Raw genomic sequence first — 10,469 nt, 5'->3', positions numbered from 1 at the left:
GTCGGGGTGGGGGTCGAGCCGCTCGGCGATCCATAACGCGCGGTCGCGCATCCACCACAGGGCCAGGGCTAAAGTGGGCGCGCGGTAGGTTCCCAGCGGAACACCCACGCGTTGTCCGCCGCATATGCCGTATGCGGTGATGTGGCACAGGAATTCGTCGTGCACGTTCGCTCCCCCATCGCACCGCTGACTGCCCGGTCCGGCCACCGCTCGCTCTGCGCCAAGCTCGTCGTACACCTCGGGCGATGCGCCGATCGCACACAGTGGCGCGGAATGTTCATGGCGCAATCAACCCTGGAATCGAGTATCGCCACTCCTGACGCTCTGTCACCATGCCATTCCAGCCAGTCTCCTGGCATATGCGTGACCGGAGTTGGCTGAAACGATTCGGAATCGGACCCTGTCCCGCGAACACCGAGCGTCACGAGTTCGCCACCGACCTACTGATCCACCCACCCCGTGGCGCCCGATCGGGGACAATGGGCGCATGCGGTGGAGGCGCACGGTGGGTGTCGCCGTGGGGCTGCTGCTGGTGGTCCCGGTCGGCTGCACCGCCGGTGACGAGGGTGGCTCGGCGCGTACGAGCCCGTCGGCTTCTGCCCGGACCGAGCCCGAGAGCACCGGCCCGACGCCCCGCTCTCCCACGCCGACGGCGGCCGACCCGGTGTCGATCCCGGGCCTGATCGCGCGCGAGCACCGGGGTACGGATCTACGGCTCGGTTCCGTGCTCGCCCGGACCGCCGCCTACACCCGGTACGCGGTCACGTACGAGGTGAACGGGCTGACGGTCTCGGGCATCATGAACGTCCCCGAGGGCGAGGGCCCGTTCCCGGCGCTGGTGCTGGCCCACGGGTACATCGACCCCACCGTCTACACCACGGGCGGCGGGATGCCCCGGGAACAGGATCTTCTGGCCCGCGAAGGCTACGTGGTGCTCCACACGGACTACCGCAACCACGCGGGGTCCGACGACGACCCCGACAACGATGTGAACCTCCGCCTCGGGTCCACCGAGGACGTCATCGGCGCCGTGCTGGCGCTGCGTTCGTCCGGACGTCCGGAGATCGACGTCGACCGGATCGGCCTGCTGGGACGGTCGATGGGCGGCGGCGTCGTGTACAACACGATGGTGGTGGCCCCCGGTCTGGTCGACGCGGCCGTGGTGTTCGCGCCGGTGAGTTCCCGTCCTGCCGAGAACCTCGACCGCTTCCAGCGCCGCGAGGGCGATCCGATCGTCGCCGAGATCGAAGCGGCGCACGGCACACCGGAGGAGAACCCGGAGTTCTGGGAACAGGTCTCGCCCGTCACCTACGTCGACCGCGTGACCGAGCCGCTGGTGATCCTCCACGGCACCGCCGACGACACGTGCCCCCTCGCCTGGTCGCGGGAGACCGCCGCCGCCTTCGAGAAGGCGGGCAAGGATGTCGAACTGGTCACGTACGACGGCGAGGGACACACGTTCGGGCCGCGGTGGCCGGACTCGATGAGGACGACGCTTGCGTTCTTCGAGCGCCATCTGGGGTGAACCGGGCCGTGGAGGGCGCCTGAATCCTGGAGCGGCTCAGCCCTTGATGATCTCGTCGATCCGGGTCAGCTCCTCCGGCGCGAAGTCCAGGTTGCGGATGGCCACCACACTGTCCTCCAACTGCTGGGGGCTGCTCGCGCCGATGAGGGCGGACGTGACACGGCCGCCGCGCAGGACCCAGGCCAGCGCCATCTGGGCGAGGGACTGGCCGCGGGACGCGGCCACGTCGTTCAGGTCACGGAGCTGCTGCACGAGGTCCTCGGTGACCTTGTCGGCGTTCAGGAACGGGCTGTCGCTCGCGGCCCGGGAGTCCTCGGGGATGCCGTTGAGGTAGCGGCCGGTCAAAAGGCCCTGTTCGAGGGGCGAGTACGCGATGGAACCGACCTGGAGCTCGTCGAGGGCGTCGAGCAGGCCGTCCTCGGGACGGCGGTCGAGCATCGAGTAACGCGGCTGGTGGATCAGCAGCGGGGTGCCCAGCTCGCCCAGGATGCGGGCGGCCTCACGGGTCTGCTCGGGCGAGTAGTTGGAGACGCCCACGTACAGCGCCTTGCCCTGCTGCACCGCCGAGTGCAGGGCGCCCATCGTCTCCTCCAGCGGAGTGTCCGGGTCGGGGCGGTGCGAGTAGAAGATGTCGACGTAGTCGAGGCCCATGCGGGCCAGGCTCTGGTCGAGCGAGGACAGCAGGTACTTGCGCGAGCCCCATTCGCCGTACGGGCCGGGCCACATCAGGTAACCGGCCTTGGTGGAGATGACGAGTTCGTCGCGGTACGGCGCGAGGTCGGCCTTCAGCGCCTCGCCGAACGCGCTCTCCGCGGCGCCCGGCGGCGGGCCGTAGTTGTTGGCCAGGTCGAAGTGGGTGACGCCCAGGTCGAACGCGCGGCGCAGGATGGCCCGCTGGGTCTGCACCGGCCGGTCGGGGCCGAAGTTGTGCCACAGGCCGAGCGAGAGCGCGGGGAGCTTCAGGCCGCTGCGTCCGGTGCGCCGGTAGGGCATGTCCGCGTAACGGTCGGGGTGTGCGGTGTACAACGCGTACTCCTCGAAAGCCGGAAAAACCTGGAAACCCGAAAAACAGGTCTCCACTCTCACCCGCGCACGGGGTGCCGGTCCAACAGGGGAATCGGATGGCATTCAGCGTCTACGCTTCTCAATCATGGAACTGCGTCACCTCCAGCATTTCGTCGCGGTCGCCGAGGAGCAGCACTTCACCCGGGCGGCCGAGCGGCTGATGGTGTCGCAGTCAGGGCTGTCGGCGTCGATCCGCGCGCTGGAGCGGGAGCTCCAGGCGCCGCTGTTCGTCCGCACCACGCGCCGGGTCACGCTCACGGAGGCCGGGAAGGCCCTGCTCACCGAGGCCGGGCGCATCCTCGCGCAGGTCCGTGCTGCCCATGACGCCGTGGCGGCGGTGCGGGGCGTGGTGCGCGGCACGCTGTCGCTGGGCACCGAGCAGTGCATAGCCGGGGTGTGCGTGGCCAAGCTGCTGGCCGCGTTCCGCCGGCGTCACCCGGACGTGGAGATCCGGCTCCGGCAGGCCGGCTCCGGCGCGCTGGCGGAGGAGATCGCCGCCGGGAGCCTCGATCTGGCGTTCGCGGTCACGACCCGCGCCGACACCGCGCAACTGCGCTGCATCCCGCTGGCCAGTGAGCCGATGACCGTGCTGTGCCACCCCACGCACCGGCTGGCGAGCGGGGGCGCGGTCACGCCCGAGGACCTCGGCGGCGAGGCCTTCGTGGACTTCCACCCCGACTGGGGTCCGCGCCGCACCACCGACGCGGCCTTCGCCGCGGCGGACGTACAGCGGACGGTGACCCTGGAGGTCAACGACGTGCACAGCCTCCTCGACCTCGTCCAGGAGGGCCTCGGCATAGCCGTCGTCCCCCGGCACTTCAGCCACAAACGCGAGGCCTCGGCCCTCGCCGCACTCCCCCTGAAGGGCGCCGGCGAGACCTCGTACGACACCGTCGCGATGCTTCCGCCCCCCGAGGCCACCAGCCCGGCGGCCCGTGCGCTGATGCGGCTGCTGGACGACCCCGCGGTGGGCTGCGGCTAGCGAGCGGACGGGGCCACGTACAGGTCCGCGTGGTCGTACCGGCGGACGGGCCAGGTGCGGGCGTACCCGGGTGGGGCCGATCCCGGTGGGGTGAGCACGCCGAACGGGGCGCGCCGGGCGGCGCGCAGGAGCTCCGCCCGGGTGGTGTTGGCGTTGTTGCCGTCGGTGTGGGCGGCGGAACACCCCGCGTAGAAGGCGATCGGGATGGCCAGGTGGCCGGTCAGCAGACAGGGTGGCCGCACCCCGAGGCGGTGCAGGTCACCGGCGGTGCGCGCCCAGTCGCTGTGGCCCGCGTGGGTGCGGTTCGCGGTGTGGGTCAGCACCACGAGCTGGGCTGTTAGGTGACCGATCAGGCCGAGCGCCACCACCGTCACGGCGAACGGCCGCCATCTCCCCCTCGGTGCCGTCACCAGGTGGACGAGCGCGTCGGCGACCGGGATCGCGAGCAGCGCGTAGGCGGGGAGCAGGAAGCGTGGGGCCGCGTATCCGATCATGAACAGGTACGGGACGGCCGCCGTGGTGGCGCAGGCCACCAGGACCAGTGCGGGTGCCGCACGTCGCGCCCTGATCGCGACCCAGGTCCCGAGGGCGGCGAACACCGGGAGGGCGTACCACCAGGCAGCCACCGCGAGGTGGGCCGGTGGTCCGGTGCACGGGCGGCAGAGGGTGCGGCCGTCCAGGGTGCGCGCCTGGTCGTCGACGGCGAGGTGCCAGCCGAGTCCGCCCTGGACCCGGGAGGCGTCGGCCAGCCGCTGCACCGGGCCGCCGAAGCCGGTGTACGCCTCGATCACCCAGGGCGCCGCGCCGACGGCGAGCCCCGCCAGGAGGGCAGTCGGCAGGAGGGGGCGCCGCGCCCACACCGAGAGGGCCAGCAGCGGCAGGGCCACCCACACCGCGTCGGTGGGCCGCATCACCGCCATCAGCGCCGCGCTCACGCCCATGCCCCACGGCGCCCACCGGTCGGCGCGGTCGGCCCGGGCCCGCAGGAAACAGCCGACGCAGGCCAGGGCACCGATCGCCACCCAGTAGTTGGGCATGGCCTGCGGGCCGTAGTAGACCGTCACCCACAGCGTGGCGAAGAGCGCGCCCCCGAGGGCCACCACCCGGATCGGGAGCACCCCTCGCCAGGCACGCAGCGCCAGGAACAGCCCCAGTCCCGACAGCAGGGCCAGGTAGGTGCGCAGGAGCGCGGTGGACGACGACCACGTGGTGATCGGTGCGACAAGCCACGAGACGCCACGGGCGCGCGGTGCGCTGAAAAACGCCGGCGGAGCATGCGAGCTGACCTGGCTGATGTACACCGTCTCGTCCCAGCCGAGGCCCATACCGGGGCGTACGAGGGTGAGTTGGGCCAGCGTGAACGCCCCCGCGACCGCCAGGAACCACCCCTCGCCCCGCACGCGCCAGGGCTTCCGGGCGAGCGCGGGCGACCCGGGTTGCGGCGCGTCGACCAGCGCGGCGTTCGAGCTGTTGACCATCGCCCACCCTTCATCCCGAACGGGAACAAAAGGACATATATGGGCAAGCTAGTCAGGCCGACTCGTGTGCGTGCTGCTGAGCTGGTCCATCCGGCGCAATGCCGCGCAGACAGCACGCCGAGCGGCGCCCGGGACTGTGCCCGGGCGCCGCTCGGCGAGGGTGGGACGAGGTCCGGCCTACGGCCGGTGGTCGCCCACGGTGATTCCCTTGGTGTCTGCGCCGGTCCGGTTGTCGTAGACGACCTGGCCGGTGGAGTTCTTCCAGATCTCGATGCGGAACGTGTCCGGGCGGCCGTCGGTGGCCGTGATCCGGAAGCCGTAGCCGCTCGTGCCGTTGACCTTTCCTGAGCCCTGGTACACGGCCTTCGAACCGGTGACCACGAGCCAGTCCGAGCCGGTGGAACGGAGCTTCAGCTTGGCCTTCAGGAAGTCGAAGGTGGCGTGGCCGGACGGCACCTCGGCCCCCTTCTTGTAGCGGGCGTCGAACGAGAAGGCCGCGGAGCCGGTCAGTGACGGCTTGGCGGGGTAGGCACCGGCCGGCGAGGAGAGGAAGCCGACACCGAGCGCCGGACCCGCGGCCCGGTCGTACACGATCACCTCGGGGAGGGTCGTGCTGTCCGAGGCGCCGTCGTCGTCGGTGACGGTGATCACCGGACGCCGGATGCCCGCCGTGGTGTAGGTGTGCGTGGCCTCGCAGACGGAGCCGGTGACGGTGCCGGTCGTCGGCTTGGTGCCGTCCTTCCAGTCGACCTCGCAGGTGTGCGTGTCGCCCGTGCCCGGGTCGTCGAACTCGGCGGTGACGACCGTGCGCCTGCCGACGGGAGCCGGGGACTTGGGACCGCTCGCCGAGCCGATGACCGGTGCCGCGTTGCCGACCGTGACCTTCAGGGCGTCGCTGCTGCGGCCACCGGTCAGGGTGACCGCGTAGGTGCCGTCGTCGGCGCAGGTGATCGTGGTCGGGACGGCCTTGGGGTCGGAGAAGACGCAGGGCGCTCCGTCCTCGACCGTCCACTTCGGCCCGCCGGCCCCGGAGACGGTGCCGGTGAGGGCGATGGCGCTGCCCTCCTTGCCGTCGGCGTCCGGTCCGGCGTGGACGATGGTGACCGGGTCGATGCCGGTGAGGGTGGGCTCCACGTCCTTGATCAGGCCGTCGGCGTCGAACTCCAGCTTGTCGATGGTGGTTTCGCGGTGGGTGCCGTCACCGCCGGGGATGGCGAAGCGGTGGTAGGCGATGTACCAGTCGTCGGTGTTCGGCACGTGGACCACCGAGTGGTGGCCGGGGCCCTTGATACCGAGGCCGAGGCGCTTGCTGAGGATCACGCCGCGCTTGGTCCATGGGCCGGTGGGCGAGGAGCCGGTGGCGTAGGCCACGCGGTAGTTCTCGTCCCGGGTGTCGTTCTCCGACCACATGAAGTAGTAGGTGCCCTTGCGCTTGATGACGAAGGAGCCCTCGTTGTAGCCGCTCGGCGTGATGTCGGTGACCTTCGACGCGTGGAACGAGATCATGTCGTCGCCCAGCGGGACGACGTATCCACGGCCGTTGCCGAAGTAGAGGTACGACTGACCGTCGTCGTCCGTGAACACCGCGGGGTCGATCATCTGGCCGGTGTACTGCCCGGCCTTGAGCAGCGGCTTGCCCAGCGGGTCCTTGAACGGGCCGGTGGGCGAGTCGGAGACCGCGACACCGATGTTCGCGTCGGCGGAGAAGTAGAAGTAGTACTTGCCGTCCTTCTCGGCCATCGTCGGCGCCCAGGCCCGGCTGTCCGCCCAGGAGATGTCAGGGCCCAGGTCCAGGATGACGCCGTGGTCCTTCCAGTGGACCAGGTCCTTGGAGGAGTACGCCTTGAACTGCGTGCCGCTCCAGCCCTCGAAGCCGTCGGTGGTCGGGTAGAGGTAGAAGGTGTCGCCGAAGCGGACGATGTTGGGGTCGGCGTTGAGTCCCGGCAGGACTGGGGTGCGCATGCGCTGCGCCTCCACCGTCCAGGTGCGCTTCCTGCCGTCCGAGCCCGTGACCTCGTACGTGACCGGCTCGGTGAAGTCGTGCACCGACCCGGAGGCGGGGCTGATGGCCGCGCCGTGGGCGAGGGTGAACTCGGGGGCGAGGGACGTGATGTCGGCGTCCTCGTTCAGCGGCAGGACGACCCTGCTGTCCTTGTCGTCGACGATCGCGTCGACCTTGAGGTCGGGGTGCGTGGCCGCGGAGATGCCGGTGGTGTTGCCGCTGAGCTCCAGGACCTCGGCGGGTGACAGCGCCCGGTTGTAGATCCGGAAGTCGTCGACCTCGCCGCCGAAGTACGGGTCGGCGTCGTAGAGCGACCTGCCGATGTAGCCGCTGTAGCCCTTGCTCGCGTCGTACAGCTCGGACGGCTTGGTGGTCACTCCGGTCGCGCGGGCGGCCTGGATGCCGTCCACGTAGAGGACCGCGGTCTGAGTCGCGCCGTTGAGGGTGACGGTGACGTGCTTCCACTCCCCGGCGGGCAGTTGCGGGCCCGACAGCTTCGACTCCGCCGACCAACTGGCCTTGGTGATGGCTGAGTAGAGGCTGGAGCCGCCGTTGGAGGGGGTGGCGAACAGGTACTTGTTGCTGTCGGGGCCGAGCCCGAACAGCCACTGGAAGTTGTCCCCGCCCTTCCACTTGGCGTACGTCGAGACGGTGACGCTGTCGGCGCCCTTCAGGACGCCGTTGGGTATCCGGACGTACGGCGAGGTCGTGGAACCACTGGAACCGCCGGACATCTTGAACGAACCGTCCTTCACGCCGGTACCGAACTCGGGCGTACGGACGTAGGTGCCGTGGTAGCCGTGGCCGCTGGAGTCGCGGGCGATGTTGCCGCCGGTCTCGTCGAAGTCGTAGCGCAGGAGGAGGTCGGCCGGTACGTCCGGGCCCTGCTCGGAGACCGTGACCTCGGCGCGAACCTCGATCGCGGTGTCGTCCGGCAGGCTGCCCTTCACCGTGAAGGTACCGGCCTGGGCGTAGGCCGACGCGGGGACGTCGTCCCAGGTGACGGAGACGGGACGCTTGACGCCGTCGGCGTACTCGGCGACGACCGTGGCCGGCAGGACCGGTGCGTCACCGATACCCGTCTTGACCTTGATGTCCTCGACGCTCTCCACGAGTTGGTCCGGCTGGTAGGCGCGCAGCAGCCGGTCGTACTCTGCCTGCGTCACCGGGAGCACGGTGCCGTGGCGGGGCTTGGACGGCAGGTCGTAGTCGGTGGCCGGGGTCCAGTTGCCGGAGGCGAGGTTCGTCGTCTCGAAGGGGATGTAGCCCCGGCCGCCGAACTCGTCGAGGAACGCGTACCACTTGTCCTCGGTGTTGGACTTGAAGACCAGCGGCCCCTCGGCCGCGTTCATCGCGCCCTTGCCGATGCCCTCGGCGACCGCGGTCCAGGAGGTGTCGAGGAGCGAGTCGCTCTTCTCCTCGAAGATGAACTTGCTGTTGGGGGTGGAGGAGGTGTTGTTCCGTTCGTCCTTCGAGAGACGGAAATACGTCCCGTCGTGCTGGATCACCGTGGAGTCGATGACCGAGTAACCGCGGTCGATCCACACCTTGGGCTCGCTGAAGGTGTAGAAGTCGCGGGTGGTCGCGTACATCATGCGGTTGTACGTGTCGCCGGAGTGCTCCGGGTTGTCGTACAGCTTCGACGCCCAGAAGACGACGTACTCGCCGCGCTGCTCGTCGTAGAACGCCTCGGGCGCCCAGGTGTTGCCGGCGCTGTCGGGCGAGACCTTGACCAGGCGCTGGTTGGTCCAGTGGACGAGGTCGGTGGACTCCCAGACCATGATGGACTTGCTGCCGGTGCGCTGGGAGGCGTCCCAGTTGCCGTTGCCGTAGATCCTGAGGTCGGTGGCGATCTGGTAGAACTTGTCGCCCTCCGGCGAGCGGATGATGAACGGGTCGCGCAGGCCCTTCTCGCCGAGCGAGGAGGTCAGGACCGGCTTGCCGTCGTTCAACTCGCGCCACTTCAGCGGGTCGTCGCCCTTGCTGAGGGCCGCGTAGAGCTGCTCGCCGTCCGCGGTGCCCTCGCCGGTGAAGTAGCTGAACATGTAGCCCTTGAGGGCTTCCTTCTTCGGCAGCTGCGGCACCTTGGCGGTGAACTCGCGGGTCGCCTTCGCGTCGCCCTTGGTGACGGTGGCGGTGAGCTTCGCGGTGGTGTCGCCGTCGCCGTGCGCGGGACGGTGGACCACGCCGCCGGCGGAGACGACGTCCGGGTTCGCGGAGGACCAGTCGACCTTCGTGCCGTAGGCGCCGCTCGTCGGCAGGGTGAGGTTGCCGCGCGCGTCGTCGAGGTTGTGGACGTTGAGTTCCTCGGCCGCCTTCTCGGTGGCGGTGGTGTCGTCGAAGTCGGGGAGGACCGTGACGTCGAAGGACTTGGTGGCCGTCACGGCACCCTTCTTCAGGGTCGCCGTGAGCGTGGCGTGTCCGTTCGGTTCGCCGGCGGCCGGGCGGGTGACCTTGCCGGTGGCGGAGACGACGTCGGAGTTGTCCGAGGCCCAGCTGATCTTCGAGCCGCCGGCGGTGCCGACGGTCGGGAGGGTCAGGTCGTCGGTGACGGCGCTGGTGTCGCCGAGGGTGAGGGCGGCCTTGTCGTCGGCGACGCCCTGGGTGTCGACGGGGAGGGCGAGTTGCTCGACCTCCGGGGAGGCGAGTGCCCGGTCGTAGACGCGGAAGTCGCGGATGTTGCCCTTGAAGAGCTTGTCACCGGGATAGACGGACTTGCCGAGGTAGTTGGCGGTGGTGGTGCCCGAGCCGATGCCGCCGGGGGTGATGGAGACCGCCGTGTTGCGGGCCACCTCGACGCCGTCCTCGTACAGCACGCCCGTGCTGCCGGTCTGGGTGTAGGCGATGTGCTTCCAGACGGAGCGGGTGAGGTTCGGGGAGGTGGACGGCCTGGTGGTCTGTTCCGTGGACCAGTTGCCGGTGGCGATGGAGGTGCGGAAGCCGTCGCCGGTGGTGAAGAGGTAGCCGTTGCCCGCGCTGCCGCTGGTGTTGCCGAAGCCGTAGATGAAGTACGGGGTGGCCTGTGTGGAGTCGATCCTCACGTCCATCGAGACGGTGATCGAGTCCAGGCCGCTCATGATGTTGTTCGGCACCTTGACGTAGGTGTCGGAGCCGTTGAAGGCGAGCCCTTCTCCGCTGCCGGACCAGCCGGCGGTGCCGTTCACGGTGCCGTCACGGCCGTTGCCGGAGGCGTCGGTCACGGTGGTGCCGGAGGAGGCGTCGAGCTTGTAGCGCAGGACCAGGCCGTCGGTGACGTCCGCGGTGTCCGCCGCCCGCGCCGCGGGAACGGCGGGGCCCGCCAGACCGAGGAAGAGCGAGGCGACAGCGAGTCCGGCGAGATGGCCCGCCCAGCGTCTCGCGCGGCGAGGTCGTGCGGTATTCGTCATGTGGTGTCTTCCCTGCTGAGGCGCGGCTGGA

Annotated in this window: 5 protein-coding genes; 2 read left to right on the top strand and 3 right to left on the bottom strand. The window is 69.9% G+C overall.

What is annotated here, in order from left to right; genetic code table 11:
* Positions 1-487: 487 nt before the first annotated feature.
* Positions 488-1,525, top strand: coding sequence for an alpha/beta hydrolase family protein (locus FNH08_RS12325; protein WP_152771517.1), 1,038 nt, complete (start codon positions 488-490; stop codon positions 1,523-1,525).
* Between the two features lie 36 nt (positions 1,526-1,561).
* Here FNH08_RS12325 and mgrA read toward each other — a convergent pair whose 3' ends face one another.
* Entirely contained in the window at positions 1,562-2,551 is a 990-nt protein-coding gene (gene mgrA, locus FNH08_RS12320; protein WP_152771516.1) for an L-glyceraldehyde 3-phosphate reductase, read from the bottom strand.
* Between the two features lie 124 nt (positions 2,552-2,675).
* On the opposite strand from mgrA, the gene FNH08_RS12315 reads away from it, so the two are divergent.
* Complete coding sequence (locus FNH08_RS12315; RefSeq protein WP_152771515.1) at positions 2,676-3,572, top strand: LysR family transcriptional regulator; 897 nt, start codon at positions 2,676-2,678, stop codon at positions 3,570-3,572.
* Here the strand turns inward: FNH08_RS12315 and FNH08_RS12310 are convergent.
* Both FNH08_RS12310 and FNH08_RS12305 read right to left on the bottom strand, forming a co-directional pair.
* The gene (locus FNH08_RS12310; RefSeq protein WP_152771514.1) at positions 3,569-5,050 is read right to left on the bottom strand and encodes a hypothetical protein; all 1,482 of its coding nucleotides are present in this window, start codon (positions 5,048-5,050) and stop codon (positions 3,569-3,571) included. The genes FNH08_RS12315 and FNH08_RS12310 overlap by 4 nt on opposite strands.
* 177 nt (positions 5,051-5,227) lie before the next feature.
* Entirely contained in the window at positions 5,228-10,438 is a 5,211-nt protein-coding gene (locus FNH08_RS12305; RefSeq protein WP_152771513.1) for a family 43 glycosylhydrolase, read from the bottom strand.
* Between the last annotated feature and the right edge of the window lie 31 nt (positions 10,439-10,469).

The sequence above is a fragment of the Streptomyces spongiae genome (assembly GCF_009377185.1).
Taxonomy (GTDB): domain Bacteria; phylum Actinomycetota; class Actinomycetes; order Streptomycetales; family Streptomycetaceae; genus Streptomyces; species Streptomyces spongiae.
This window is presented reverse-complemented; position numbering and strand designations above follow the sequence as displayed.